Here is a 25989-nt window from a genome sequence, read left to right as displayed (position 1 = left end):
AGGGTTTCGCGCGTCACCGCCCGACCCCGGCCCGGCAGGCGCCGCCGCCACGCGCTCTAAACTGATCGACAAGTCACAGACAGTTCCGCAGACGGCTGTCCAAAGTCCGAGGAGATATACCGAACCGTGGCAAGCACTGCCGATTTCAAGAACGGACTCGTGCTGGTGATCGACGGCCAGCTGTGGCAGATCGTCGAGTTCCAGCACGTCAAACCCGGCAAGGGCCCCGCCTTCGTGCGGACCAAGCTGAAGAACGTGCTCTCCGGGAAGGTCGTCGACAAGACGTACAACGCCGGCGTGAAGGTGGAGACCGCTACCGTCGACCGGCGCGACACCACCTACCTCTACCGCGACGGGTCGGACTTCGTGTTCATGGACAGCCAGGACTACGAGCAGCACCCGCTGCCCGAGTCCTTGGTCGGCGACGCGGCCCGTTTCCTGCTCGAGGGCCTGCCGGTGCAGGTGGCGTTCCACAACGGGGCGCCGTTGTACATCGAGCTGCCCGTGTCGGTCGAGATGGAGGTCACGCACACGGAGCCGGGCCTGCAGGGCGACCGGTCCAGCGCCGGGACCAAGCCCGCCACCGTGGAGACCGGGGCCGAGATCCAGGTGCCGCTGTTCATCAACACCGGAGACAAGCTGAAGGTCGACACGCGCGACGGCAGCTACCTGGGGCGCGTCAACGCGTGAGCAGACCCGTCCGGGGACGCCATCAGGCCCGTAAACGTGCCGTCGACCTGTTGTTCGAAGCTGAGGCCCGTGGGCTGAGCCCGGCGGAGGTCGTCGACGTCCGCACCGGGCTGGCCGAAACGAACCCCGAAATCGCGCCCCTGCAGCCGTACACCGCCGTGGCGGCCCGGGGCGTCGGCGAACACGCCGCGCACATCGACGACCTGATCAGCTCGCATCTGCAGGGCTGGACGCTGGACCGGCTGCCCGCCGTGGACCGCGCCATCCTGCGAGTCGCGGTCTGGGAGTTGCTGTATGCCGACGACGTGCCGGAGCCGGTCGCCGTCGACGAGGCCGTCCAGCTGGCCAAGGAGCTGTCCACCGACGACTCGCCGGGCTTCGTCAACGGCGTCCTGGGCCAGGTCATGCTGGTGACGCCGCAGATCAGGGCCGCCGCCCGGGCGGTTCGGGGCGCGGTGGGTTCCGACATGACAGCGGAGGAGCACGGGCCGCAGCCATGACCCGGTTGGAGCTGCGCCTGCTCGTGGCGGCCGTCCTGGCCGCGACGGTGGTCATGGGTGCGGTGATCTGCGCCGCTTACGGCCTGACCATCGTCGCCTCGGTGCTCTCGATCTACGCGCTCGGCGTGGGCGCCTGGCTGTACCACTGCGTCGAACGGGTGGTCGTCGCCCGCCGCATCAGCACGGTGCGCTCGGCGGCCAAGCCGCTGCAGCCGCTGCTGCCGGTGATGGCCGCGATCATGGGACTGACGCAGGCCGTGGTCAGGTCCCTCACCGATGTCACCGAGCTGCCGGCCCGGCGCTGGGAGCTGCCGATGCTGCGGTGGGCGGACGGCGCCCGGGGGCGGCGGCGCTTAATAGAGGGTGACGTGGAAAGCGACGACGGGGCGGATTGATCGAGCTGCGGTGAAATGACCACGGGCGTGACGCGGCGGGTTGACAATACGAGCGGCACGTCAGCGGCGGCGAACGAAGAACAGGTGAGGTCATGATTCGATACAGCACCCAGCCGCGACGACTTCGAGTGTCCGCACTGGCGGCCGTGGCCAACCCGTCGTACGCCAGGGTGGACACCTGGAACCTGCTCGACGACGCCTGCCGTCACCTCGCCGAGGTGGACCTCGCCGGGCTGGACAAAGCCCACGACGTGGCGCGGGTCAAACGTCTGATGGACCGCATCGCCGCCTACGAGCGGTACTGGCTGTACCCCGGTGCGGCCAACCTGGCGGTCTTCCGAGCTCACCTGGAGAGCCTGTCCACCGTGCGGCTCACCGAAGAGGTTTCCCTGGCCGTGCGATTGCTCAGTGAATACGGCGACCGCGCAGGGCTTTTCGACACTTCGGCGCCGCTGGACGATCAGGAGCTGGTCGCTCAGGCCATGCAGCAGCACTTCTACACCGTGCTGCTCGCCGACGACGCCCCGAGCACGGCGCCGGACAGCCTGGCCGAGTGCTTGCGCGCGCTGCGCAGCCCGTCCGACGACGTGCAGTTCGAAATCCTGGTGGTGCCGAGCGTCGAGGACGCCATCACCGCGGTCGCGCTGAACGGCGAGATTCAGGCCGCGATCATCCGCGACGACCTGCCGCTTCGGTCCCGCGACCGGTTGCCCTTGATGAACACATTGCTCGGGCCCAACGAGGATGCGGAAGGCGTCATTCCGGACCGCGCCAACGATTGGGTGGAGTGCGGCGAGTGGATCAGGGAGCTGCGGCCCCACATCGACCTGTATCTGCTGACCGACGAGTCGATCGCGGCCGGCGACGACGCCGAGCCCGACGTCTACGACCGGACGTTCTACCGGCTCAACGACGTCACCGACCTGCACAGCACGGTGCTCGCGGGACTGCGAAACCGTTACGCCACACCGTTTTTCGATGCATTGCGGGCGTATGCCGCGGCGCCGGTCGGCCAATTCCACGCCCTGCCCGTCGCGCGCGGCGCCAGCATCTTCAACTCCAGGTCGCTGCAGGACATGGGGGAGTTCTACGGCCGCAACATCTTCATGGCCGAAACCTCCACCACCTCCGGTGGACTCGACTCGCTGCTGGACCCGCACGGCAACATCAAAAAGGCGATGGACAAGGCCGCGAAGACGTGGAACGCCGACCACACCTATTTCGTCACCAACGGCACATCGACCGCCAACAAGATCGTGGTGCAGTCGCTGACGCGACCCGGTGACATCGTGCTGATCGACCGCAACTGCCACAAGTCCCACCACTACGGGCTGGTGCTGGCCGGCGCCTATCCGCTGTATCTGGACGCGTATCCGCTGCCGCAGTTCGCGATCTACGGCGCGGTGTCGCTGCGCACCGTCAAGCAGACGCTGCTGGACCTGGAGGCGGCCGGTCAGCTGCACCGGGTCCGGATGCTGCTGCTGACCAACTGCACCTTCGACGGTGTCGTCTACAACCCCATGCAGGTCATGCTGGAAGTGCTGGCGATCAAGCCCGACATCTGTTTCCTCTGGGACGAGGCGTGGTACGCGTTCGCCACGGCCGTGCCGTGGGCCCGGCAGCGAACCGCGATGATAGCCGCCGAGCGTCTCGAGCAGATGCTGGCATCGCCGGAATACGTTGCGGAATATAGGGATTGGCGTACGTCGATGGAAGGGGTGGACCGGTCGGAGTGGGTTGAGCGGCGGCTGCTTCCCGACCCCGGTCGCGCGCGGGTCCGCGTGTACGCGACGCACTCCACCCACAAGTCCCTGTCTGCGTTTCGGCAGGCTTCGATGGTTCATGTCCGCGACCAGGACTTCAACTCCCGGGCCCGCGACGCCTTCGGTGAGGCCTTCCTGACCCACACCTCGACCTCACCGAACCAGCAACTGCTCGCCTCGCTGGACCTGGCGCGCCGGCAGGTCGACATGGAGGGCTTCCAGCTGGTCCGCCAGGTCTACGACATGGCGTTGGTCTTCCGCCACCGGGTGCGCAAAGACCGGTTGATCAGCAAGTGGTTCAGCATCCTCGACGAGTCCGACCTGGTGCCCGAGGAGTTTCGTGCCTCCACGGTCAGCTCGACCGCGTCGATCAGGCAGGGCGCCCTGGCCGAGTGGAACGAGGCCTGGCGCTCCGATCAGTTCGTGCTGGACCCGACGCGGGTCACGCTGTTCATCGGCAACACCGGAATGACCGGATTCGACTTCCGCGAAAAGGTGCTGATGGAACGATTCGGCATCCAGATCAACAAGACCTCGATCAACAGCGTGCTGCTCATCTTCACGATCGGTGTCACCTGGTCGAGCGTGCACTACCTGCTCGACGTATTACGCAGGGTGGCAATCGATTTGGATCGCATCGTGAAGGCGGCCAGCGTCGCCGACCGGGCGTTGCAGGAGCGTCATGTCGAGGAGATCACCGAGGATCTGCCGCATCTGCCCGACTTCAGCGAGTTCGACGTGGCGTTCCGGCCGGTCGATGAGTGCAAATTCGGCGACATGCGGTCGGCGTTCTACGCCGGATACGAAGAGTCGGACCGCGAGTACGTGCAGATCGGCAGCGCGGGCAGACGGCTCGCCGAGGGCAAGACCCTGGTGTCGACCACGTTCGTGGTGCCCTACCCGCCGGGCTTCCCGGTGCTGGTCCCTGGGCAGGTGGTATCCAAGGAGATCGTCTACTTCCTGGCCCAGCTCGACGTCAAGGAAATCCACGGATACAACCCGGATCTCGGGTTGTCGGTCTTCACCGAGACGGCGCTGGCGCGCATGGAGGCACAACGCAACGCGGCGATGGCGGCGGTGGGTTCGGTGACCGCTGCGTTCGAGCTGCCCGCCGACGCGTCGGCAACCAACGGGGCACGCGCCAACGGTGTCCCCGCCATGCCGTCGGTCGCGGACAGCTGAGCGATCAACCGGTCGTCGGTGCCGGGCTCGCGCCGCACGTGGTGCGGGCAGAGGTGTGCGTTGCGCCCATCGACCAGTCGGCGATACCTCGCCGAATCCCCTGCAGGAGCGCGTCCCTGCCCCCAGCAGCGGTCTGGTTGCAGCTCGAACTGAGGGTGTTGAAGGGGCTGGGGTCGGCACCGGCCGGGGCGGCGCCCAGGGCGCCGCAGCAGACCACTACCGCCGCGCCGACCAGTAGTCGGGCGATCACACGATCGTTACGACGCACAGGGCGTGCAATACCAGGCATGACCACGTCAGCGTAGGACGCGGCCGCTGAGAGGCCGCTGAGAACGCGCTGAACTCGACGTTTTCGCCCCGGGCGGCGGGACTGCAGAATTAACGACGTGCGGATATCCGGTGCCTGGCCGTCCCGGCGAAGCGGGCGAGCGCGTTCGTGGCACCTGGCGCACCTGGGCATTTCGGCCCGGTCGGCGGCCGTGTCGGCGATCGTCGTACTGTGTGCGCTCAGCGTGGCAGGCGCCGGCTTGGACGCGGTCTTGTACCGCAAGCTGTTGGCGGGCGTCGACTACGCCGCCGCCGAGCGGGTCCGCGACATCACCAAGGCGCTGCAGTCCGGTTCGGTCGACGACCTCGACAACGCGTTGCTGCACACCGACCAGCGGGTGGTCGCAACCCAATTGGTCGGTCCGGATGGCAATGTGGTGAAGCGGTCCGGCTCGGCGCCGAAAACACCGCTGGTCCCGGCGAATCAGTTCGACTTCAACCTGCGTCGCGGCCTGCCCGACGACGCGGTCGCCGGTGACGACATGCGGGTCAGCGGCCAAAAGGTCGCAACCCGATCCGGTGTGTACACCGTGCTGGTGGGGGGAGGCAGCGAGGCGGTCGAGGCGACCGCGCGGACGCTGGCGATCCTGTTGGCCTGCAGCGCACCGGTGATCGTCGGGGTGGCGGCGGCTGCAACCTACTGGCTGGTGCGACGGTCGCTGCAGTCGGTGGACGCCATCCGGACCAGGGTGGCCGACATCTCGACGTCCGATCTGGCCGAGCGGGTACCGGTGCCGGACAGCCACGACGAAGTCGCGGCCCTGGCAGTCACGATGAACGAGATGCTCTCGCGCCTGGAGGCGGGTCACCGTGCGCAGCAGCGCTTTGTCGGCGACGCCTCACACGAACTGCGCAGCCCGCTGACCACCATCATCTCCGGGCTGGAAGTGGCCGAGGCACACCCCGATCTACTCGACGCCGAATTGACGGTCAACACCTTGCTGCCCGAGGCGCGGCGCATGCATACCCTGATCGAAGATCTGCTGCTGCTGGCCCGCGCCGACGAGCAGACGCTGCTCCGGCGCAAAGAGCAGGTGGCGCTCGACGACCTGGCGCAGGCCGAAGTCGACCGCGCGCGGCGTGACACGCAATGCGTGATCCACACCGATATCCATCCGGTGCGCCTGGAAGCCGACCCGGTCGCCATGTCGCGGATGATCCGCAACCTCATCGAAAACGCTGTCCGTCATGCGGATTCGTGTGCCGCCATCGAAGTCGGCGGCCAAGGCGCAACGGTGACCCTCACCGTCAGCGATGACGGGCCCGGGATCGCCCCAGCCGATCGGCGCCGGGTGTTCGAACGTTTCGTGCGCCTGGATTCCGATCGAGCGCGTAGCGGGGGAGGGGCCGGGCTGGGCCTGGCGATCGTCGCCGAGATCGTCGCCGCCCACAACGGCGTGGTCACCATCGACGACCCGCCCTGCGGCGGAACAACAATGATTGTGACGCTGCCCGTGTCTCAGCACACCAGTCGGTAACCGACGCCCCGGATCGTCTCGATGGTGTTGGTACCGAAAGGAACATCGATCTTGCGACGCAGATATCCCACGTAGACCTCGACCACGTTGTCGGGGCCGTGGTGATGCGCGTCCCAGACGTTCTGCAATATCTCGGCTTTGGTCACCACCACGTCCTTGTTGCGCATCAGGAACTCGAGCACCCCGTATTCGCGCGGAGTCAGCGCGATGGGGGTCGAGCCCCGCTCGACCGTGTGCCGGGCGGGATCCAGGGTCAGCGTCCCCGCTTTCATGACCACCGGCCGCGCCGGTGCACCGCGACGAACCAGCGCCCGCAGCCGCGCCACCAGCACGCGGAATGAGAACGGCTTCGTCAGATAGTCATCCGCCCCGAGGTCGAAGGCGTCGGTTTCGTCGTACTCACCGTCCTTGGCGGTCAGCATGAGCACCGGTGTCCACACGTTGTGCGACCGCATCCGGCGCAGGACCTCATAACCGCTGAGCCCGGGCAGCATGATGTCGAGAACGACTACGTCAAACCCGTTTTCGGTGGCCTCCCGCAGGCCGTCGACGCCGTTGCCGACGGCAACGACGACGAACCCCTCCGCCTTGAGCCCCCTGGCCACGGTGGCGGACAGCCGCGGTTCATCCTCAACGAGCAGGACTCGCATGTGTCAAAGCTACGTCGAGTGTCGGGCGCACCCTCATTCGGGCGGCCGGTCGATGCGCATTTGGTCTGGCTGCTCGACGTCGGTGCCCGGATGGGCTTCTGCCTCATCGTCTTTGAGCTCACCGGGATGGCGACCGGGACGCTGCGGGATGACGACGAGCAACACCGCGATGAGCGCCGCGAGCGCCGCCGAGGCCCACGGGCGGCTCCACGCCAGGCCGCCGTCGGCGACGGGCTTGTCGATGAAGTCGCCCACCGTCGCCCCCAGCGGCCTGGTGAGGATGAACGCCACCCAGAACAAGGTGACGCGCGAGATGGACGTCCAGAAGTACAGGGCCGCGACCACGGCCAGGCCGGCCGCGAAGACCAGCGCGCCGCGTTCGTACCCGAAATCGCGGGTGTCCGCCAGCCAATCGCCGAGCGCGGTGCCCAGCGTCTGCGAGAACGTGATGGTCGCCCAGTAGAAGGCCTCGACTTTGGGCGTCGAGACGGTGCTGACCGATACGGTGCCCTGCGACCATCGCCAGAGGCACAGCGTCGCCACCAGGCACGCGAGCAGCAGCAGCGACCCGCCCGTGTAGCCGATGCCCAGCGACCGGTCCGCGAAATCGGCCAGCACGGTGCCGAACGTCGTCGAGGCCACGATCGTCGCCCAGTAGAGGACGGCGTGAAATCGCTTGGCGAGTATCTGCGCCGCGACCAGCGCCACCAGCGCCACGCCGAAAATCGCGACCCCGGCGGCGTAGCCCCAATTCAGCGTCATCGTGACGGTGTCGCCGCCGGTCTCCCCCAGCGTCGTCGCCAAGACCTTGATGACCCAAAAGCCCAGCGTGACCGCCGGCACCTTGGTCAGCGCGTGTTTCGAAACGTCAGTCATGCAAGCCATCTTCCTTCAGGTTCTGCTCATCAGGATCGCAAAGACGGCGGGTTCTCGCAGGTGGCGCAATAGCGCGGCGGTTGACGGTTTTGGCTGGTCGCGCCCGAAGGCGCCCCGGCGCAATGCGCCCCGCCACCGGGGCGGGCCCTCATCGGCGACCCGAAAAGCGGCCCTGAGCTGCATTAGCGTGGCCCCCGTGGCGCAACCATTACCTCTTGGCGGACCCAGGGCCGACCGCGCCCGCCGGGTCGCCGATGTGCTGCGCCAGCAGATCCACTCCGACGCCTACCCGCAGGGCCTGCCCGCGGAACTAGACCTGGCCGCCGAGTTCTCGGTGTCGCGCAACACCATTCGCGAGGCGCTGGCCGTCCTCAAGCACGAGGGGCTGATCGATCGCGGACCGAAGGTCGGCACGCACGTCGCGCAGCGCAAGTACGATCACGGGCTCGACGCGCTGCTGGGCCTGAAGGAGACGTTCAAGGATCTCGGCGAGGTCCGCAATGAGGTGCGCGCCGCGATGCCGGTCACCGCGCCGCCGTCGGTGGCCCGCCGGCTGGGACTTCGGCCGGGCGAGCAGGCGGTGTTCGTCGAGCGGCTGCGTTACCTGGGTGACCTGCCGCTCAGCCTGGACCTCACCTACCTCGCCCCAGAACTGGGCCGCGAGGTGCTGAACCACCCGCTGGAGACGAACGATCTGTTCGCGCTCATCGAGGAGGTGAGCGGGCAACGGCTGGGCTCGGCGGCGCTGGCGCTCGAGGCCATTCCCGCCGACGCGCATTCGGCGGCCACGCTGCAGGTGCCCGACGGTGCGGCGCTGCTGATGCTGGAGCGGCTCACCAGCCTCGCCGACGGCACCCCCGTGGACCTGGAGTACATCCGGATGCGGGGCGATCGAATCACCATGCGGGGCAATCTTTTCAGAGCCGAGCCGATGAGGAGCAACCCATGACGCTGATCAACAACAACCGCGCCGACGTGCCGGTCACCATCGACGAGTCGCTGTGTATCGACGGCTGCACGCTGTGCGTGGAGGTCTGCCCGCTCGATGCGCTGGCCATCAACCCCGACACCGGCAAGGCCTTCATGCACGTCGACGAGTGCTGGTACTGCGGTCCCTGCGCGGCCCGCTGTCCCACCGGCGCCGTCACCGTCAACATGCCCTATCTCCTTCGCTGAAAAGCCGCCGACCCCAGGATCTTTCATGAAACGACGCGCCATCCGGCTGGCGTCGGCGGTGTTCGCGATCGCCGCGCTCACCTCCGGTTGCTCACTGGAATCCCTGTCGCAGTCCTCCGGCGTGGTCAACGTGGTGGTGGGCTATCAGTCCAAGACCATCAACACCGTCACCGCGGGCACGCTGCTTCGCGCGCAGGGCTACCTGGAGCGCCGGCTCGCCGACATCACCACCCGCACCGGCACCAAATACGCGGTGCGATGGCAGGATTACGACACCGGCGCCCCGATCACCGCGCAGATGCTCGCCGAGAAGATCGACATCGGCTCGATGGGCGACTATCCCATGCTGATCAACGGCTCCAAGACGCAGGCCAACCCGCTGGCGAAAACCGAGATCGTCTCCATCACCGGCTACAACCCCAAGGGCGCGCTGAACATGGTGGTGGTAGCGCCCGGTTCGTCGGCGGCCACGCTGAGCGACCTGGCCGGCGCCAAGGTCTCGGCGAGTGTGGGGTCGGCCGGTCACGGCACCTTGATGCGGGCGCTGGACAGGGCCGGGATCAAAGGCGTGGAAGTGCTCAACCAGCAACCGCAGGTGGGCGCCTCCGCGCTGGAATCCGGCCAGGTGCAGGGCCTTTCGCAGTTCGTCGCCTGGCCGGGCCTGCTCGTCTTTCAGGGCAAGGCCAAACTGCTGTACGACGGCGCCGAGCTGAACCTGCCCACCCTGCACGGGGTGGTGGTGCGGCGCTCGTACGCGGCGTCTCACCCGGAGGTGCTGGGCGCCTTCCTGCAGGCGCAACTGGACGCCACCGACTTCCTCAACGACAAGCCACTGGAAGCCGCCCGCATCGTCGCCCAGGGCAGCGGCCTGCCGCAGGAAGTGGTGTACCTCTACAACGGTCCCGGCGGTACGTCATTCGACACCACGCTCAAACCGTCACTGGTCGAGGCGCTGAAAAACGATGTGCCGTACCTGAAGTCGATCGGCGACTTCGCCGACCTCGACGTGTCCGGCTTCGTCCAGGACGCGCCGTTGCGCACCGTGTTCCGCGCGCGCGGCCTGAACTACGACGCGGCCCGGGCCGTCACCGCCAACCCGTCCGCGCTGCGCGGGGATCCCGCCCTGGCCAGCGAACTGTGGCTGGACGGTTCGAATGCCACCCAGACGGTCGCCAACCCGACGAGTCTGCTTCGCGCGGTGCGCGAGGCGACCGCCCACGGCACCAAAGTCCGTGCCGCCTACGTTCCCGACGCCGAGCTGGGCACCCGATGGTTCGCCGACAAGGCGGTCTGGGTGCAAGACGGCCAGAACTACCTGCCGTTCGGGACGCCGGCCGGCGCGCATCGCTATCTCGCCGCACACCCGGGCGGCGCCATCGTGAATTACCAGCAGGCCCTTGGAGGTTCGGTATGACCGCCTATCTCACCGGCGACCCGGCAGCCCCGGTATCGGCGCAAGTCGTCGACCCGGTCCCGGCGACGGCCACCCCGCGACGTGCCGGCTCACCGTGGCAGTGGCGGCTGCTGCGGCTCGCCTCGGTCGCCGCCGCGATCGGGCTGTGGCAGGCGCTCACCGCCGGCAAGGTGCGGTTGCTGCTGCGCTTCGACACGCTGCCCACCGTCACCGAGATCGTGCACGCGCTGGGACGCCGGCTCGGAACGTCCGAGTACTGGCTTGACCTGGCGCAGTCGCTGATCCGGATTCTCACCGGCTTCGGACTGGCCGCCGTGGTCGGGGTAGCGACGGGCGTGCTGCTGGGCCGTTCGCGCTTGTTCGCCAACACCTTCGGCCCGCTGACGGAGTTGGTCAGGCCCGTGCCGGCCATCGCGATGGTGCCGGTGGCGATCCTGCTGTTCCCCACCGACGAGGCCGGCATCGTGTTCATCACCTTCCTGGCGGCCTACTTCCCGATCCTGGTCAGTACCCGGCACGCGGTGCGGGCGTTGCCCACGCTGTGGGAGGACTCGGTGCGCACCCTCGGCGGCGGCCGGTGGGATGTGCTGAAGCAGGTGGTGTTGCCGGGCATCCTGCCCGGAGTGTTCGGCGGCCTTTCGGTCGGCATGGGCGTGGCGTGGATCTGCGTGATCTCCGCGGAGATGATCTCGGGCCGGCTCGGGATCGGTTACCGCACCTGGCAGGACTACACCGTGCTGGCGTATCCGCAGGTGTTCGTCGGGATCATCACCATCGGCGTGCTGGGTTTCGCGACCGCGGCGGCCGTGGAGGTCGTGGGCCGCCGGGTGACCGGCTGGCTGCCGCGAGCGGAGGAGGAAGGCCGGCAATGACTTTAAAAAAGGCTGGAGTGAGTCTCGAACTGGATCGAGTTCGCTTGTCCTACACCGGCGAACCGGTGATCGACCGGCTGAGCCTGACGGTGCGCCCCGGAGAGATCCTGGTGCTCACCGGCCCCTCGGGCTGCGGCAAGTCGACGGTGCTCCGCGCCCTGGCGGGGCTGCTGCGGCCCGACGAGGGCCGGATCGTCGCCGACGGCGACGAGGTGACCACCACGTCGGGGGATCGGGGCATGGTGTTCCAGGACAACGCGTTACTGCCCTGGCGCACCGTGCGCTCCAACATCGAGCTGGCCCTGCGGCTGCGCGGCGTCTCCCGCGCCGGGCGGCGCGCCGAGGCGGACCGCTGGATCGCCGAGCTCGGCCTCACCGGCTTCGGCGACTACCTGCCGAAGAGCCTGTCGGGCGGCATGCGCCAGCGCGTCCAGCTGGCCCGCGGGCTGGCCGGCGCGCCGCGCGCGGTGATGATGGACGAGCCGTTCGGCGCCCTGGACACCCAGACCCGTACCGCCATGCAGCGGCTGCTGATCGACACCTGGCGTGCCCATCCGACGACGATCGTCTTCGTCACCCACGACGTCGAGGAGGCGCTGCTGCTCGGCGATCGCATCGCCGTGCTGGGCAGGGCCGGTCAGCCGCTGCGCGCCCTGATCGACGTTCCGGAGCCGCGCGTCGAGCGGCAGCGCGCGGCGTTGCGCGCCGAAGTCATTGCGGCACTGAATCACTCGGCGGAGGCGGCATGATGCAGATTCCCGACCCGGCGACCCCGGTCCGGCTCGACTGTGACGTCCTGGTCATCGGCGGTGGCACCGCGGGCACCATGGCGGCGCTGTCGGCCGCCGAGAACGGAGCGCAGGTGCTGCTGCTGGAAAAGGCCCACGTGCGCCACTCCGGTGCGCTGGCGATGGGCATGGACGGCGTGAACAACGCGGTGATCCCCGGCAAGGCCGAACCCGAGCACTACGTCGCCGAGATCACCCGCGCCAACGACGGAATCGTCAACCAGCGCACCGTGTATCAGACCGCCACCCGCGGGTTTGCGATGGTGCAGCGGCTGGAACGCTACGGCGTGAAGTTCGAGAAGAACGAGCACGGCGAATACGCCGTGCGCCGGGTGCACCGCTCGGGCTCCTACGTGCTGCCGATGCCCGAGGGCAAGGACGTCAAAAAGGCGCTGTATCGGGTGCTGCGGCAACGGTCGATGCGCGAGAAGATCCAGATCGAGAACCGGCTGATGCCCGTCCGGGTGCTGACCGACGGCGGGCGGGCGGTCGGCGCGGCGGCCCTGAACACGCGCACCGGTGAATTCGTCACGGTCGGCGCCAAGGCGGTGATCCTGGCCACCGGCGCCTGCGGCCGGCTCGGCCTGCCCGCGTCGGGCTACCTGTACGGCACCTACGAGAACCCCACCAACGCCGGCGACGGCTACTCGATGGCCTACCACGCGGGTGCGGAACTGTCGGGCATCGAGTGCTTCCAGGTCAACCCGCTGATCAAGGACTACAATGGCCCGGCGTGTGCGTACGTCGCCAATCCCTTTGGCGGCTATCAGGTCAACGCGCTCGGCGAGCGGTTCGTCGACTCCGACTACTGGTCGGGGCAGATGATGGCCGAGGTCAAGACCGAGATCGATTCGGCGCGCGGGCCCATCTACCTCAAGGTGTCGCACCTGCCCGACGAGACGCTGACCGCGCTGGAGAACATCCTGCACACCACCGAGCGGCCGACCCGGGGCACCTTCCACGCCAACCGCGGCCACGACTACCGCACCCACGACATCGAGATGCACATCTCCGAAATCGGGTTGTGCAGCGGGCATTCCGCGTCGGGTGTGTGGGTCGACGAGCACGCCCGCACCACGGTGCCCGGGCTGTACGCCGCCGGTGACATGGCGTGCGTGCCGCACAACTACATGATCGGGGCATTCGTGTTCGGCGACCTGGCCGGCACGCACGCCGCCTCGACGCTGGCCGATACCGCTGCACCGCAACAACTTCCGGCAGAACAGGTGCGCGAGGCGCACGAGCTGATCTACCGGCCGTTGCGGCATCCGGACGGCCCGCCGCAGCCCCAGGTCGAATACAAGCTGCGCCGCTTCGTCAACGACTACGTCGCGCCGCCCAAGACCGGGGCCAAGCTGTCGCTGGCCATCCGCACGTTCGAGCGGATGCGCGTGGAGATCGCCGAGATGGGCGCCCGCAATCCGCACGAGCTGATGCGCGCGGTGGAGGTGTCGTTCATCCGCGACTGTGCCGAGATGGCCGCCCGTTCGTCGCACACCCGCACCGAATCACGGTGGGGCCTCTATCACGATCGCGCCGACCTGCCCGGCCGCGACGACCACCAATGGGGCTATCACCTCAATCTGCGCAAGGACGCCGACGGCGAGATGGTGTTCCTCAAGCGGCCGGTGGCACCGTATTTCGTGCCGGTCCCGGAGCTCGACGGCCTGCCGCCCACCGACCAGACCGTGTATCCCGTGGAGCAGCCGCCATTGGTCGGCGGCCAAGCGCCGGCCACCACGGTGTCCCGAATCGACGCGGCCGCAACGGTGTTCGAACCGCCGTCACCGCGTATCGCCGAGGTCCTGGCGCTCGAGGAGCCCACGATGGCCACCCTGCGGCCCTACCTCGCCGACGCGGATCCGGGGGTGCGCCGCACCGCGGTCTCGACGCTGACCGAGCACATTCCCGACGGTTACGCGCCGGCGCTGGTGGCCGCGCTGAACGACGACGACGCCGCCGTCCGCCTCACGAGCGCCGAGGGCATCCGCGAGCTGGTCGAGGTGCTGCCGGAGCCGGAAAGCGTTCGGGAGTACCTGGACTCGGTCGATCGGCTGGTGCGCGCGGCGTCGTTGTACGTGCTGGCCGCGCGCCGGGCCGGTGACGCCGTGCAATACCGTCGCGCCCTGGGCGACGTCGATCATCGGGTCCGCATCGAGGCGGTGCGGGCGCTGGTGTCCGTCGACGACGTGGACGGTGTCGTCACCGCCGCGGGCGACGAGAACCGGGAAGTGCGCATCGCGGCGGCCGCCGGGCTCGCGACCCTGCGCAATGGTGTCGATGCGGTGCGCCGGCTCGTTGCCGACTCCGACCCACTGGTTCGCGCCGCCGCGCTGACCGCGCTGGGCCAATTAGGTTGCAGCGCAGACGATTACGTCGCGATCAAGCAGGCGTTGCGGTCGCCGGCCTGGCAGGTGCGCGAGGGCGCGGCGCGCGCGCTGGCCGGCGCGCCTGCCGACTTCGCAATTGCGCAGCTGTCCGAGGCGCTGGGTGACGCCCATCTGGACGTGCGCAAGGCCGGGGTGCTGTCCCTGACCCGGTGGGCCGGTGAGCCCGCCGCTCGGGACGCCTTGGGGCTTGCGCTCAAGGACGGCGACGCCGACGTGCGCGCCTACGCCCGCCGGGCGCTCGACGAGGAGGGCTCGGCGGAGAAAGCCTGATCAACGCAGAATCTTGGCGTAGAGCAGGCTGTCCTGGGGCTCTGGCCCCATCGTGGGGTAGACCGCGTGCCGGGCCAGCCGCCCCTCCAGGAAGAAGCCGGCGTGCTCGAGCAGTCGCGCCGAGCGTTCGTTGTCCACGCTGCAGGTGGCCCAGACGCGATACATCTCGCGATCGGCGTCGAGCGCGGTGAGCAGCATGCCGAGCGCCTCGGACATCAATCCCTTGCCCCACCAGCGTCGGCCCAGGCAGTAGCCGACTTCGACCGAGTGCGGCGCGGTGCGCCGACAGCTGGCCAGCCCGATCACCTCGCCACGGTGCCGCGACTCGATGACCCAGGTCTTCTCGTCCGCGCTGGCGTTGAGTTTTTCGGTGATCACGCGCCGCGTCGCGGCGACGTCGGGATGCGGCGCCCACAGCAGGTACTTGGTGACCTGCGGATCGCGGGCGACTCGCTGGAACAGCGCCCCGGCGTCGTCGAGCGCGGGCGGGCGGAGCAGCAGTCGCGGACCGCTGATGCGGTCGGGTGGGTATCCGGGCATCGGAATGTGACTTTAGAGGCCGAGGGCACGATAGGTGTTGCGGACGAATCTGGGTTGTGCCGTGCGGAGTTTGGCCAGCGACGTGTTGCCGGCGACGGCGGTGGCGGCATCGACGGTGAGGTCCGGCAGATTCTGGATCAGGTAGAGCAGGATGAGATCCGCGCTGGGGTCGGCCTGCCACCAGGTGCCGTAGGCTCCGGGCCAGCTGAACGTGCCGAGACCGCCCGGCCCGAAAAGCGGTGTGCACTTGGCCGGATCGGTCACCAGCGACAGGTTGAGCCCGAAGCCGCGGCCCACCCAGTACGGCGCGCCCAGGAAGTTGTGCCGCTTCTGTTCGTCGGTGAGCCGATCGGTCCGCATCAGCCGGACGGACTCTTCCGAAAGCACCCGCACGCCGTCGACCGTTCCGCCGCCGAGCAGCATCCGCACGAACCGCAGGTAATCGTCGGCGCTCGACCACAATCCGCCGCCGGCGTTGCAGAACGAGGGCGGCGTGATGTGCGGTGGGCCCATCACCCCGTGCTGCAGCCGGCTTTGTCCGTCGAGCCGGTACATCGTGGCCGCGCGGCGGCGCGCCTCGGGCGAAACGAAGAACCCGGTGTCGGTCATGCCCGCCGGGCCCAGTACCCGCTCCTCGAGCACCTGGTGGAAGGGCTTGTTCTCGATGCGGGAGGCGATGACCCCCAGCAGGTCGATGGAGTGGCTGTAGGTGACCCGGTCGCCGGGCTGATGCACCAGGGGCAGCTTGGCCAGCTCGGCCAGCCAGGCGTCCGGGCCCTGATTGAAGGGCAGCCGCATGTAGGCCTTGGAGATCGGCCCGGACACCGAGAAGCCATAGGCCAGCCCGCTGGTGTGGGTGAGCAGATCCTCGATCAGGATGGTGCGGTTCACCGGGTGGGTCCGGTCGAGCGGGCCGTGCGGATCGTCGAGCACCCGCACGCCGGCCAGCTCCGGCGCCCAGCGGGTGACCGGATCCTTGAGCGTCAGCCTGCCCTCGTCGACCAGGCTCATCACCGTCGCGACCGTCACCGGCTTGGTCATCGACGCGATGCGAAACAGCGTGTCGCGCTGCATCGGCAGACCCGCATCCACGTCGCGGTAGCCGATCTCGTTGACCTGTAGCAATTCTCCGCGCTGCCACACGACAGTCACCGCACCGGCGAGCAGGCCGGCGTCGCACACTTCCCTCACGGAGGCGGCATTGCCGTTGAGGGCCGAGCGATTCACCTGGTCAGATTAGCGGGCCGGGCGCGGCGCCCGGTTACCCGTCTCGCGGCCAAAATTTCATGACGGTTGCGGTTGAGCAAAGGTACTGCAGCGTACCCGCGATGCGAGGGCCGATATCGCCTGTGTGGTTTTACTGTTGGCTGCTATGTCCGGACTGAACAATTGTGTGAAGCGCTGGCGCACAGCGCTTCACGTAACCGTATCGGCATTGGTGGTTGCCATCGTCGGACTTGCCAACACTCCCGTCGCTCATGCGGCTGCCGCCACGGCGACGCTGACGGTTGAACACACATGGCAGACCGGTTTCATCGCCCGCTTCACCATCGTCAATTCGAGCCTGGCGCCGCTAACCGATTGGAGGCTCGATTTCGACTTGCCGGCGGGAGAATCCGTCGTGCACACGTGGAACAGCACGATTACCCAGTCCGGCACGCACTATGTTCTCACTCCCGCGAATTGGAATCGCACCATTGCGCCCGGTGGTTCCGCGACCGGTGGCATGAGAGGCATGCTGACCGGTTCCTACTCGCCGCCGGCGAACTGCGTGCTCAACGGGCAATATCCCTGCACCTGATCGAGCACCCCTAGCGGCCGGCTGGGCGTCGCGACGCGTCGGTGGGAGACAAACACCCTGTGTCCCTTCTCAGAGATTGATGGGGCGGGTGTGACGGGCGCGGGCGACGGGCGACCGGCGCGACATGTCCCTCGCAGCGCCTCGCTCGAAATAAGTGCTACGCTGCCACGCAGTCGACATCCTTTAACGATCCGTCCGGCGAGGCGGAGAAGGAGGTCAAGTTTCGTATGGGTGCTGCGGGCGACACCGGCTTAGGCAGCGATTCCCGGGAGTTGATGTCGGCGGCCGACGTGGGCCGCACCATTTCCCGCATTGCGCATCAGATCATCGAAAAGACCGCGCTGGACGCTCCCGACGCGCCACGGGTGGTGTTGCTGGGCATCCCGACCCGCGGTGTCATCCTCGCCAAGCGGCTCGCGGCCAACATCGGCGAATACAGCGGCGTCGAGGTCGGCCACGGCGCCCTGGACATCACGCTCTACCGCGACGATCTGATGCAAAAGCCGCCGCGGCCGCTGGAGGCCACCTCGATTCCGGCCGGCGGCATCGACGACGCGTTGGTGATCCTGGTCGACGACGTCCTGTACTCCGGCCGCTCGGTGCGTTCCGCGCTGGACGCGCTGCGCGACGTGGGCCGGCCGCGGGTCGTCCAGCTGGCGGTGCTGGTCGACCGCGGCCATCGCGAACTGCCGCTGCGAGCCGACTATGTGGGCAAGAACGTCCCCACCTCACGCAGCGAGAGCGTGCACGTGCTGCTGAGCGAGAACGACGGTGACGACGGGGTGGTGATCTCGCGATGACGCGCCACCTGCTGGCCGCCGGCGACCTGAGCCGCGACGACGCCACCGCCATCCTCGACGACGCCGACCGGTTCGCGCAGGCGCTGGTGGGCCGCGAGATCAAGAAGCTGCCGACGCTGCGCGGCCGCACCATCGTCACGATGTTCTACGAGAACTCGACCCGCACCCGGGTGTCCTTCGAGGTGGCGGGCAAGTGGATGAGCGCCGACGTGATCAACGTCAGCGCGTCGGGATCGTCGGTGGGCAAGGGAGAGTCGCTGCGCGACACCGCGTTCACGCTGCGCGCCGCCGGCGCCGACGCGCTGATCATCCGGCACCCGGCTTCCGGCGCCGCGCATCTGCTCGCGGACTGGACCGGCGCGAAGGACGACGGCGGGCCGTCGGTGATCAATGCCGGCGACGGCACCCACGAGCACCCGACCCAGGCGCTGCTGGACGCACTCACCATTCGCCAGCGCCTCGGCGGCATCGAAGGCCGGCGCATCGTGATCGTCGGCGACATCCTGCACAGCCGCGTCGCCCGCTCGAACGTGATGCTGCTGGACACCCTGGGCGCCGAGGTGGTCCTGGTCGCGCCGCCGACGCTGCTGCCGGTCGGGGTCGAGGGCTGGCCGGTCACCGTATCGAACGACTTCGACGCCGAGCTGCCCGCCGCCGACGCGGTGCTGATGCTGCGCGTGCAGGCCGAGCGGATGAACGGCGGCTTCTTTCCGTCGGTGCGCGAATACTCCTCCCTGTACGGGCTTTCCGATCGCCGCCAGGCGCTGCTGCCCGGCCACGCCGTCGTGCTGCACCCCGGGCCGATGCTGCGCGGCATGGAGATCGCCTCGTCGGTGGCCGACTCATCGCAATCTGCTGTGCTGCAACAGGTTTCCAATGGTGTCCACGTGCGAATGGCGGTGCTGTTCCACGTGCTGGTCGGCACCGAACTAGCCGGAGAAGAGGGTGCGGCGTGAGCGTGCTGCTGCGCGGGGTTCGGTTGTACGGCGAGGGCGATCGCGTCGACGTGCTGATCGACAGCCCCGGGTTTGACGGCCAGATCGCCGACATCGGGGCCACGTTGGACATTCCCGAGACGGCCGACGTGATCGACGCCACCGGCCACGTGCTGCTGCCCGGCCTGGTCGACTTGCACACGCACCTGCGCGAACCCGGGCGTGAATACGCGGAGGACATCGAAACCGGCTCGGCTGCGGCGGCTTTGGGTGGCTACACCGCGGTGTTCGCGATGGCCAACACCAACCCGGTCGCCGACAGCCCGGTGGTCACCGACCACGTGTGGCATCGCGGCCAGCAGGTCGGCCTGGTCGACGTGCACCCGGTGGGCGCCGTCACCGTCGGGCTGGCCGGCAAGGAGCTCACCGAGATGGGCATGATGGCGGCCGGTGCCGCGCAGGTGCGGATGTTCTCCGACGACGGCATCTGCGTGCACGACCCGCTGGTGATGCGCCGCGCCCTGGAATACGCCACCGGCCTGGGCGTGCTCATCGCCCAGCACGCCGAGGAGCCGCGGCTGACGGTCGGCGCCGTCGCCCACGAGGGCCCCACCGCGGCCCGGTTGGGCCTGGCGGGCTGGCCGCGGGCGGCCGAGGAATCGATCGTGGCCCGCGACGCGCTGCTGGCCCGCGACGCCGGCGCCCGGGTCCACATCTGCCACGCCTCCACGGCGGGCACGGTCGAGATCGTGAAATGGGCTAAGGAGCAAGGGATTTCGATCACCGCCGAGGTCACCCCGCACCACCTGATGCTCGACGACAGCCGGCTGGCCAGTTACGACGGGCGCAACCGGGTCAACCCGCCGCTGCGCGAAGCCGCCGACGCGACGGCGCTGCGCCAAGCGCTGGCCGACGGCGTCATCGACTGCGTGGCCACCGACCACGCCCCGCACGCCGAGCATGAGAAGTGTGTGGAGTTCTCCGCGGCGCGTCCCGGCATGCTGGGGCTGCAGACGGCGCTGTCGATCGTGGTGCAGACCATGGTCACCCCGGGGTTGCTGACCTGGCGGGACGTCGCCCGGGTGATGAGTGAAAACCCCGCACGCATTGCGCGGCTGCCCGATCACGGGCGGCCGCTGGAGGTTGGGGAGCCCGCCAACCTCACGGTCGTGGATCCCACGGCCTCATGGACGATCGCCGGCGCCGACCTGGCCAGCCGGTCGGCCAACACGCCGTACGAGGCGATGACCCTGCCCGCCACCGTGACCGCCACGCTGCTGCGCGGCAAGGTCACCGCCCGAGACGGGAAGTGCCCGGCATGAACTCGGGCACGCTGGTGGGATCGCTGATCTTCGCGGCCGTACTGGTGGTCGTGCTCACGGTGGTGATCCAGCTGATGATGCGGACCTGGCACCGTCGTTCCCAGCAGCAGGCGGAGCTGATCGGGGCGCTGCCCGAGATCCCGGACCAGGTGGGGGCGGCGACCATCACCACCCGCGGGCACTACTGCGGTTCCATGATGGCGCCGGGCTGGAGCGAGCGGATCGCAGCCGGTGATCTGGGTTTCCGTAGCAAGGCGGTACTGACTCGCTATGAGGGGGGCATCATGGTGGAACGCGTACGGGCCCAGCCTATTTGGATACCTGAGGATTCGATCACGCACATCCGGATGGAGCGCAGGATGACGGGCCGGGTCGGGATCCTGGCGATCCGCTGGCGGCTGCCCTCGGGCGTCGAGATCGACACCGGCTTCCGGGCGAATCACCGCAACGAATACGACGGCTGGCTCAAATCGCAACATGAGGGGGAGCGGCGCCCGTGAGTAAAGCGCAGTTGGTACTCGAGGACGGCCGCGTCTTCACCGGCACGCCGTTCGGCAAGGTCGGCCAAACATTGGGCGAGGCCGTCTTTTCCACCGGCATGTCCGGCTACCAGGAGACGCTGACCGATCCCAGTTACCACCGGCAGATCGTGGTGGCCACCGCTCCGCAGATCGGCAACACCGGCTGGAACGGCGAGGACGCCGAGAGCCGGGGCGACAAGATCTGGGTCGCCGGCTACGCGGTGCGCGATCCGTCGCCGCGGCCGTCCAACTGGCGGGCCACCGGAACGCTGGAGGACGAACTGGTCCGCCAGCAGATCGTGGGAATCGCCGCCATCGACACTCGCGCGGTGGTGCGGCATCTGCGCACCCGCGGCTCGATGAAGGCGGGCGTGTTCTCCGGTGACGCGCTCGCCGATCCGGACGAACTGCTGCGGCGGGTGCGCGGCCAGCAGTCGATGCTGGGCGCCGACCTGGCCGGCGAGGTCAGCACGCCGGACACCTACATCGTGGAACCCGAAGGCGCACCGCGGTTTACGGTTGCCGCGCTGGACCTGGGGATCAAAACCAACACCCCGCGCAACTTCGCCCGCCGCGGCGTCCGCACCCACGTGCTGGCATCGTCGGCGACCTACGAGCAGATCGCCGACATCAAGCCCGACGGCATCTTCCTGTCCAATGGCCCCGGCGACCCCGCCACCGCCGATCACGTCGTCGCGATCACCCGCGAGGCGCTGGGCGCCGGGATCCCGCTGTTCGGCATCTGTTTCGGCAATCAGATCCTGGGCCGGGCGCTGGGACTGTCCACCTACAAGCTGGTGTTCGGTCACCGCGGCATCAACATCCCGGTGATCGACCACGCCACCGGCCGCGTGGCGGTCACGGCACAAAACCACGGCTTCGCGCTCGAAGGGGAGGCCGGCCAGTCCTTCGACACGCCGTTCGGCCGAGCGATCGTGAGCCACACCTGCGCCAACGACGGAGTGGTCGAGGGCGTCAAACTCGCCGACGGGCAGGCCTTTTCGGTCCAGTACCATCCGGAGGCCGCGGCCGGCCCGCACGACGCGGAATACCTGTTCGACCAATTCATCGAGCTCATGGCAGGGGAGGGCCGCTAGTGCCACGTCGCTCCGACCTCAACCACGTGCTGGTGATCGGCTCAGGGCCGATCGTCATCGGGCAAGCCTGCGAATTCGACTACTCCGGCACCCAGGCGTGCCGGGTGCTGCGCGCGGAGGGGCTGCAAGTCAGCCTGGTCAACTCCAACCCGGCGACCATCATGACCGACCCGGAGTACGCCGACCACACCTACGTCGAGCCGATCACCGCCGCCTTCGTCGAGAAGGTGATCGCCCAGCAGGCGCAGCGCGGCAACAAGATCGACGCGCTGCTGGCCACCCTGGGCGGGCAGACCGCACTCAACACCGCGGTCGCGCTGTACGAGAACGGCGCGTTGGAGCGCCACGGCGTGGAGCTCATCGGTGCCGACTTCGACGCCATTCAGCGCGGCGAGGACCGGCAGATGTTCAAGGACATCGTCGCCAAGGTGGGCGGCGAATCCGCCCGCAGCCGAGTGTGTTTCACGATGGAAGAAGTCCGCGAGACGGTTGCCGAGCTCGGCCTGCCGGTCGTGGTGCGACCCAGCTTCACCATGGGTGGCCTGGGTTCGGGGATGGCGCGATCCGTCGAGGAGGTCGACCGGATGGCCGGCGCCGGGCTTGCCGAAAGCCCGAGCGCCAACGTGCTGATCGAGGAATCGATCTACGGCTGGAAGGAATTCGAGCTCGAGCTGATGCGCGACGGCAACGACAACGTGGTCGTGGTGTGCTCGATCGAGAACTTCGACCCGATGGGCGTGCACACCGGTGACTCCGTCACCGTCGCGCCGGCGATGACGCTGACCGACCGCGAATACCAGCGGATGCGCGACCTGGGCATCGCGATCCTGCGCGAGGTCGGCGTGGACACCGGGGGCTGCAACATCCAGTTCGCGGTCAACCCTGTCGATGGCCGGCTGATCGTCATCGAGATGAATCCCCGGGTGTCGCGGTCGAGTGCCCTGGCGTCCAAGGCCACCGGCTTTCCGATCGCCAAGATCGCGGCCAAGCTGGCCATCGGCTACACCCTGGACGAGATCGTCAACGACATCACCAAGGAAACGCCGGCCTGCTTCGAACCCACCCTGGACTACGTCGTGGTCAAGGCTCCGCGCTTCGCCTTCGAGAAGTTCCCGGGCGCCGATCCCACCCTGACCACCACCATGAAATCGGTCGGCGAGGCAATGTCGTTGGGCCGCAACTTCGTTGAGGCGCTCGGCAAGGTCATGCGGTCGCTGGAGACCACCCGCGCCGGCTTCTGGACCAAACCGGACGATCCGGCGCTGGACGGCAAGGGGCCGGACGAGGTGCTGACCCGGCTGCGCACTCCGACCGAGGGCCGGCTCTACGACATCGAATTGGCGCTGCGCCTGGGTGCTTCGGTGGAACGCGTTGCCGAGGCAAGCGGAGTGGACCCGTGGTTCGTCGCGCAGATCGGCGAGCTCATCGACTTGCGCGCCGAGTTGATCGCCGCCCCGGTGCTCGACGCCGACCTGTTGCGCCGCGGTAAGCACAGCGGGCTGTCGGACCGCCAGATCGCCGCGCTGCGGCCGGAATTGGCCGGCGAGAACGGCGTGCGGTCGCTGCGCGAGCGGCTGGGTGTGCACCCGGTGTACAAGACCGTCGACACTTGCGCGGCGGAGTTCGAGGCCAAGACGCCGTATCACTACAGCAGCTACGAACTGGACCCCGCCGCCGAGACGGAGGTGGCGCCGCAAACCGAGAAGCCCAAGGTGTTGATCCTGGGTTCGGGGCCCAACCGTATCGGCCAGGGCATCGAATTCGACTACAGCTGTGTGCACGCGGCAACGACGTTGTCGCAGGCCGGCTTCGAGACCGTGATGATCAACTGCAACCCGGAGACGGTGTCCACCGATTACGACACCGCGGACCGGCTGTACTTCGAACCGCTGACCTTCGAGGACGTCCTCGAGGTGTTCCGCGCCGAGCAGCAATCGGCGGGCGGCGGCCCGGGTGTGGTCGGGGTGATCGTGCAACTGGGCGGCCAGACTCCGCTCGGGCTGGCACAGCGCCTCGCCGACGCCGGGGTGCCGATCGTCGGCACACCACCGGAGGCCATCGATCTCGCCGAGGACCGCGGCGCGTTCGGCGACGTGCTCACCGCGGCCGGCCTGCCGGCGCCGAAGTACGGCACCGCAACCACTTTCGCGCAGGCCCAGCGGATCGCCGAAGACATCGGGTACCCGGTGCTGGTGCGGCCGTCGTACGTGCTGGGCGGTCGGGGCATGGAGATCGTGTACGACGAGGAGACGTTGCGGGGTTACATCACCCGCGCCACCGAGCTCTCACCCGAGCACCCGGTGCTCGTCGACCGCTTTCTGGAGGACGCGGTGGAGATCGACGTGGACGCGCTGTGCGACGGCACCGAGGTGTACATCGGCGGCATCATGGAGCACATCGAGGAGGCCGGCATCCACTCCGGCGACTCGGCGTGCGCCCTGCCGCCGGTCACGTTGGGCCGCAGCGACATCGAGAAGGTCCGCCGCGCGACCGAGGCCATCGCGCACGGCATCGGTGTCGTGGGGCTGCTCAACGTGCAGTATGCGCTCAAGGACGACGTGCTCTATGTCCTGGAGGCCAACCCGCGCGCCAGCCGCACGGTGCCGTTCGTGTCGAAGGCCACCGCGATCCCGCTCGCCAAGGCGTGTGCCCGGGTCATGTTGGGCGCCAAGATCTCTCAGCTGCGCGAGGAGGGGTTGCTGGCGGCGTCCGGCGACGGGGCCCACGCGGCCCAGAACGCGCCGATCGCGGTCAAGGAGGCGGTGCTGCCCTTCCACCGGTTCCGCCGGGCCGACGGCTCGGGCATCGACTCGCTGCTGGGCCCAGAGATGAAATCCACCGGCGAGGTGATGGGCATCGACCGCGACTTCGGCAGCGCGTTCGCCAAGAGCCAGACCGCCGCCTACGGGTCGCTGCCCGCGCAGGGCACCATCTTCGTGTCGGTGGCCAACCGGGACAAGCGATCGCTGGTCTTTCCGGTCAAGCGGCTGGCCGACTTGGGATTTCGCGTGCTGGCCACCGAAGGAACCGCGGAGATGTTGCGCCGCAACGGAATCCCCTGCGACGAGGTGCGCAAGCACTTCGAGGACCCGCAGCCGGGCCGCCCCGAGATGTCGGCGGTCGACGCGATCAAGGCCGGCGAGGTCGACATGGTGATCAACACGCCCTACGGCAACTCCGGGCCGCGCATCGACGGTTATGAAATCCGTTCGGCCGCCGTGTCGGTCAACATCCCCTGTGTGACGACGGTGCAGGGCGCCTCGGCCGCCGTCCAGGGCATCGAGGCGGGCATCCGCGGCGACATCGGCGTGCGCAGCCTGCAAGAACTGCACAGCCAGATCGGTCAGGGCGGCGTGCCCGGTAACGGGGCCCGGTGACCGGATTCGGCGTCCGCCTCGCGGAGGCGAAAGCGGAACGCGGGCCGCTGTGTGTGGGCATCGATCCGCATCCCGAGCTGCTGCGCGCCTGGGACCTGCCCACGACCGCCGAGGGGCTGGCCGCGTTCTGCGACATCTGCATCGAGGCGTTTTCCGGATACGCCGTCGTCAAGCCTCAGGTCGCGTTCTTCGAGGCGTATGGAGCCGCGGGATTCGCGGTGCTGGAACGCACCATCGCGGACCTGCGATCGGTCGGGGTGCTGGTGCTGGCCGACGCGAAGCGCGGCGACATCGGCACGACGATGGCGTCCTACGCCGCTGCCTGGGCGGGTGATTCGCCGCTGGCCGCCGACGCCGTGACGGCCACCCCGTACCTGGGGTTCGGCTCGCTGCGGCCGCTGCTGGAGACCGCCGCGGCCCACGACCGCGGGGTGTTCGTGCTGGCGGCCACTTCCAACCCCGAGGGCGCCACGGTGCAGCGGGCCGCCTTCGACGGCCGCACGGTGGCCCAGCTGGTCGTCGACCAGGCCGCGGTGGTGAACCGGTCCGCGACCCCGTCCGGGCCGGGATATGTCGGCGTGGTCGTCGGCGCGACCGTGTTGCAGGCGCCCGATCTGAGCGCGCTCGGCGGTCCGGTCCTGGTGCCCGGGCTCGGTGTGCAGGGCGGGCGACCCGAGGCGCTCGCCGGGCTGGGCGGCGCGGAACCCGGGCAGCTGCTGCCCGCGGTGGCCCGCGAGGTGCTGCGGGCCGGCCCCGGCGTGACGCAGCTGCGGGACGCGGCCGATCGCATGCTGGACGCGGTGGCCTACCTGGCCGTATGAGTGG

At 68.6% G+C, this 25989-nt stretch carries 23 protein-coding genes; 19 read left to right on the top strand and 4 right to left on the bottom strand.

The features are described from left to right. Positions 1 to 126: 126 nt before the first annotated feature. The 5 genes from efp to AC5Y7E_RS11035 all read left to right on the top strand — a co-directional run bounded on the left by efp (position 127) and on the right by AC5Y7E_RS11035 (position 6335). Complete coding sequence (efp, locus tag AC5Y7E_RS11055; protein WP_007171952.1) at positions 127 to 690, top strand: elongation factor P; 564 nt, start codon at positions 127 to 129, stop codon at positions 688 to 690. After that, positions 687 to 1190, top strand: coding sequence for a transcription antitermination factor NusB (nusB, locus tag AC5Y7E_RS11050; RefSeq protein WP_499919644.1), 504 nt, complete (start codon positions 687 to 689; stop codon positions 1188 to 1190). Before efp ends, nusB begins: the two co-directional genes overlap by 4 nt. Beyond that, entirely contained in the window at positions 1187 to 1585 is a 399-nt protein-coding gene (locus AC5Y7E_RS11045) for an antitermination protein NusB (protein ID WP_499948923.1), read from the top strand. The genes nusB and AC5Y7E_RS11045 overlap by 4 nt, the downstream gene beginning before the upstream one ends. A 92-nt stretch (positions 1586 to 1677) precedes the next feature. Further along, the gene (locus tag AC5Y7E_RS11040; RefSeq protein WP_499919647.1) at positions 1678 to 4530 is read left to right on the top strand and encodes an aminotransferase class I/II-fold pyridoxal phosphate-dependent enzyme; all 2853 of its coding nucleotides are present in this window, start codon (positions 1678 to 1680) and stop codon (positions 4528 to 4530) included. Between the two features lie 392 nt (positions 4531 to 4922). Continuing rightward, positions 4923 to 6335 (top strand): ATP-binding protein, encoded by a 1413-nt coding sequence (locus AC5Y7E_RS11035; RefSeq protein ID WP_499919837.1) that lies wholly within the window; start codon positions 4923 to 4925, stop codon positions 6333 to 6335. On the opposite strand, the gene AC5Y7E_RS11030 is transcribed toward AC5Y7E_RS11035, so the two are convergent. Together AC5Y7E_RS11030 and AC5Y7E_RS11025 are read right to left on the bottom strand one after the other, a co-directional pair. Beyond that, positions 6317 to 6985 (bottom strand): response regulator transcription factor, encoded by a 669-nt coding sequence (locus AC5Y7E_RS11030; protein WP_499919653.1) that lies wholly within the window; start codon positions 6983 to 6985, stop codon positions 6317 to 6319. The genes AC5Y7E_RS11035 and AC5Y7E_RS11030 overlap by 19 nt on opposite strands. Before the next feature lie 33 nt (positions 6986 to 7018). Next, positions 7019 to 7861: a COG4705 family protein gene (locus tag AC5Y7E_RS11025; protein WP_499919657.1), complete on the bottom strand. Its 843-nt coding sequence runs from the start codon at positions 7859 to 7861 to the stop codon at positions 7019 to 7021. A gap of 187 nt (positions 7862 to 8048) precedes the next feature. Here AC5Y7E_RS11025 and AC5Y7E_RS11020 point away from each other — a divergent pair, with 187 nt between their 5' ends. Genes AC5Y7E_RS11020 through AC5Y7E_RS10995 form a run of 6 tightly spaced genes read left to right on the top strand, consistent with a single transcriptional unit; the run spans position 8049 to position 14771 of the window. Then, positions 8049 to 8810 (top strand): GntR family transcriptional regulator, encoded by a 762-nt coding sequence (locus AC5Y7E_RS11020; protein WP_499919661.1) that lies wholly within the window; start codon positions 8049 to 8051, stop codon positions 8808 to 8810. Beyond that, entirely contained in the window at positions 8807 to 9037 is a 231-nt protein-coding gene (locus AC5Y7E_RS11015) for a 4Fe-4S dicluster domain-containing protein (protein WP_064885673.1), read from the top strand. Before AC5Y7E_RS11020 ends, AC5Y7E_RS11015 begins: the two co-directional genes overlap by 4 nt. Before the next feature lie 25 nt (positions 9038 to 9062). Further along, positions 9063 to 10451, top strand: a complete 1389-nt coding sequence (locus AC5Y7E_RS11010; protein ID WP_499948922.1) for an ABC transporter substrate-binding protein — start codon at positions 9063 to 9065, stop codon at positions 10449 to 10451. Then, on the top strand, positions 10448 to 11323 hold the full coding sequence (locus AC5Y7E_RS11005) for an ABC transporter permease (protein WP_499948921.1): 876 nt from the start codon (positions 10448 to 10450) through the stop codon (positions 11321 to 11323). Before AC5Y7E_RS11010 ends, AC5Y7E_RS11005 begins: the two co-directional genes overlap by 4 nt. Beyond that, positions 11320 to 12072 (top strand): ABC transporter ATP-binding protein, encoded by a 753-nt coding sequence (locus tag AC5Y7E_RS11000; RefSeq protein WP_499948919.1) that lies wholly within the window; start codon positions 11320 to 11322, stop codon positions 12070 to 12072. Before AC5Y7E_RS11005 ends, AC5Y7E_RS11000 begins: the two co-directional genes overlap by 4 nt. Continuing rightward, the gene (locus tag AC5Y7E_RS10995) at positions 12069 to 14771 is read left to right on the top strand and encodes a fumarate reductase/succinate dehydrogenase flavoprotein subunit (RefSeq protein WP_499948917.1); all 2703 of its coding nucleotides are present in this window, start codon (positions 12069 to 12071) and stop codon (positions 14769 to 14771) included. Before AC5Y7E_RS11000 ends, AC5Y7E_RS10995 begins: the two co-directional genes overlap by 4 nt. On the opposite strand, the gene AC5Y7E_RS10990 is transcribed toward AC5Y7E_RS10995, so the two are convergent. Next, positions 14772 to 15311: a GNAT family N-acetyltransferase gene (locus AC5Y7E_RS10990; RefSeq protein WP_499919673.1), complete on the bottom strand. Its 540-nt coding sequence runs from the start codon at positions 15309 to 15311 to the stop codon at positions 14772 to 14774. It lies immediately after the preceding gene. Positions 15312 to 15323: 12 nt separating this feature from the next. Continuing rightward, entirely contained in the window at positions 15324 to 16538 is a 1215-nt protein-coding gene (locus AC5Y7E_RS10985; RefSeq protein WP_499948916.1) for a serine hydrolase domain-containing protein, read from the bottom strand. 145 nt (positions 16539 to 16683) lie between these two features. On the opposite strand from AC5Y7E_RS10985, the gene AC5Y7E_RS10980 reads away from it, so the two are divergent. From AC5Y7E_RS10980 to pyrF, 8 genes are all read left to right on the top strand, one after another. After that, a complete protein-coding gene (locus tag AC5Y7E_RS10980; RefSeq protein WP_499948914.1) occupies positions 16684 to 17112 on the top strand; it encodes a cellulose-binding domain-containing protein in 429 nt (142 codons plus the stop codon). Positions 17113 to 17339: 227 nt separating this feature from the next. Continuing rightward, complete coding sequence (pyrR, locus tag AC5Y7E_RS10975) at positions 17340 to 17912, top strand: bifunctional pyr operon transcriptional regulator/uracil phosphoribosyltransferase PyrR (protein ID WP_499919676.1); 573 nt, start codon at positions 17340 to 17342, stop codon at positions 17910 to 17912. Beyond that, positions 17909 to 18868 (top strand): aspartate carbamoyltransferase catalytic subunit, encoded by a 960-nt coding sequence (locus AC5Y7E_RS10970; RefSeq protein ID WP_499919677.1) that lies wholly within the window; start codon positions 17909 to 17911, stop codon positions 18866 to 18868. Before pyrR ends, AC5Y7E_RS10970 begins: the two co-directional genes overlap by 4 nt. Then, a complete protein-coding gene (locus AC5Y7E_RS10965) occupies positions 18865 to 20169 on the top strand; it encodes a dihydroorotase (RefSeq protein ID WP_499919678.1) in 1305 nt (434 codons plus the stop codon). Before AC5Y7E_RS10970 ends, AC5Y7E_RS10965 begins: the two co-directional genes overlap by 4 nt. Then, a complete protein-coding gene (locus AC5Y7E_RS10960; protein WP_499948913.1) occupies positions 20166 to 20669 on the top strand; it encodes a PH-like domain-containing protein in 504 nt (167 codons plus the stop codon). The genes AC5Y7E_RS10965 and AC5Y7E_RS10960 overlap by 4 nt, the downstream gene beginning before the upstream one ends. Next, positions 20666 to 21787 (top strand): glutamine-hydrolyzing carbamoyl-phosphate synthase small subunit, encoded by a 1122-nt coding sequence (gene carA / locus AC5Y7E_RS10955; RefSeq protein ID WP_499948912.1) that lies wholly within the window; start codon positions 20666 to 20668, stop codon positions 21785 to 21787. The genes AC5Y7E_RS10960 and carA overlap by 4 nt, the downstream gene beginning before the upstream one ends. Further along, the gene (gene carB, locus AC5Y7E_RS10950) at positions 21787 to 25164 is read left to right on the top strand and encodes a carbamoyl-phosphate synthase large subunit (RefSeq protein ID WP_499948910.1); all 3378 of its coding nucleotides are present in this window, start codon (positions 21787 to 21789) and stop codon (positions 25162 to 25164) included. The genes carA and carB overlap by 1 nt, the downstream gene beginning before the upstream one ends. Beyond that, a complete protein-coding gene (gene pyrF / locus AC5Y7E_RS10945; protein ID WP_499948908.1) occupies positions 25161 to 25985 on the top strand; it encodes an orotidine-5'-phosphate decarboxylase in 825 nt (274 codons plus the stop codon). The genes carB and pyrF overlap by 4 nt, the downstream gene beginning before the upstream one ends. Positions 25986 to 25989: the final 4 nt, after the last annotated feature.

This window comes from Mycobacterium sp. NGS17 (assembly GCF_059813205.1).
Note: the sequence above shows the minus strand (reverse complement) of the source record. Positions and strands in the feature narration are given on the sequence as shown.

Bases quoted from the DNA above. Each gene is read 5' to 3' on its own strand.
- AC5Y7E_RS11045 (WP_499948923.1), top strand. From the start codon at position 1,187: ATGACCCGGTTGGAGCTGCGCCTGCTCGTGGCGGCCGTCCTGGCCGCG.
- AC5Y7E_RS11040 (WP_499919647.1), top strand. From the start codon at position 1,678: ATGATTCGATACAGCACCCAGCCGCGACGACTTCGAGTGTCCGCACTG.
- AC5Y7E_RS11030 (WP_499919653.1), bottom strand. From the start codon at position 6,985: ATGCGAGTCCTGCTCGTTGAGGATGAACCGCGGCTGTCCGCCACCGTG.
- AC5Y7E_RS11025 (WP_499919657.1), bottom strand. From the start codon at position 7,861: ATGACTGACGTTTCGAAACACGCGCTGACCAAGGTGCCGGCGGTCACG.
- AC5Y7E_RS11015 (WP_064885673.1), top strand. From the start codon at position 8,807: ATGACGCTGATCAACAACAACCGCGCCGACGTGCCGGTCACCATCGAC.
- AC5Y7E_RS11010 (WP_499948922.1), top strand. From the start codon at position 9,063: ATGAAACGACGCGCCATCCGGCTGGCGTCGGCGGTGTTCGCGATCGCC.
- AC5Y7E_RS11005 (WP_499948921.1), top strand. From the start codon at position 10,448: ATGACCGCCTATCTCACCGGCGACCCGGCAGCCCCGGTATCGGCGCAA.
- AC5Y7E_RS11000 (WP_499948919.1), top strand. From the start codon at position 11,320: ATGACTTTAAAAAAGGCTGGAGTGAGTCTCGAACTGGATCGAGTTCGC.
- AC5Y7E_RS10995 (WP_499948917.1), top strand. From the start codon at position 12,069: ATGATGCAGATTCCCGACCCGGCGACCCCGGTCCGGCTCGACTGTGAC.
- AC5Y7E_RS10990 (WP_499919673.1), bottom strand. From the start codon at position 15,311: ATGCCCGGATACCCACCCGACCGCATCAGCGGTCCGCGACTGCTGCTC.
- AC5Y7E_RS10980 (WP_499948914.1), top strand. From the start codon at position 16,684: ATGTCCGGACTGAACAATTGTGTGAAGCGCTGGCGCACAGCGCTTCAC.
- pyrR (WP_499919676.1), top strand. From the start codon at position 17,340: ATGGGTGCTGCGGGCGACACCGGCTTAGGCAGCGATTCCCGGGAGTTG.
- AC5Y7E_RS10970 (WP_499919677.1), top strand. From the start codon at position 17,909: ATGACGCGCCACCTGCTGGCCGCCGGCGACCTGAGCCGCGACGACGCC.
- AC5Y7E_RS10960 (WP_499948913.1), top strand. From the start codon at position 20,166: ATGAACTCGGGCACGCTGGTGGGATCGCTGATCTTCGCGGCCGTACTG.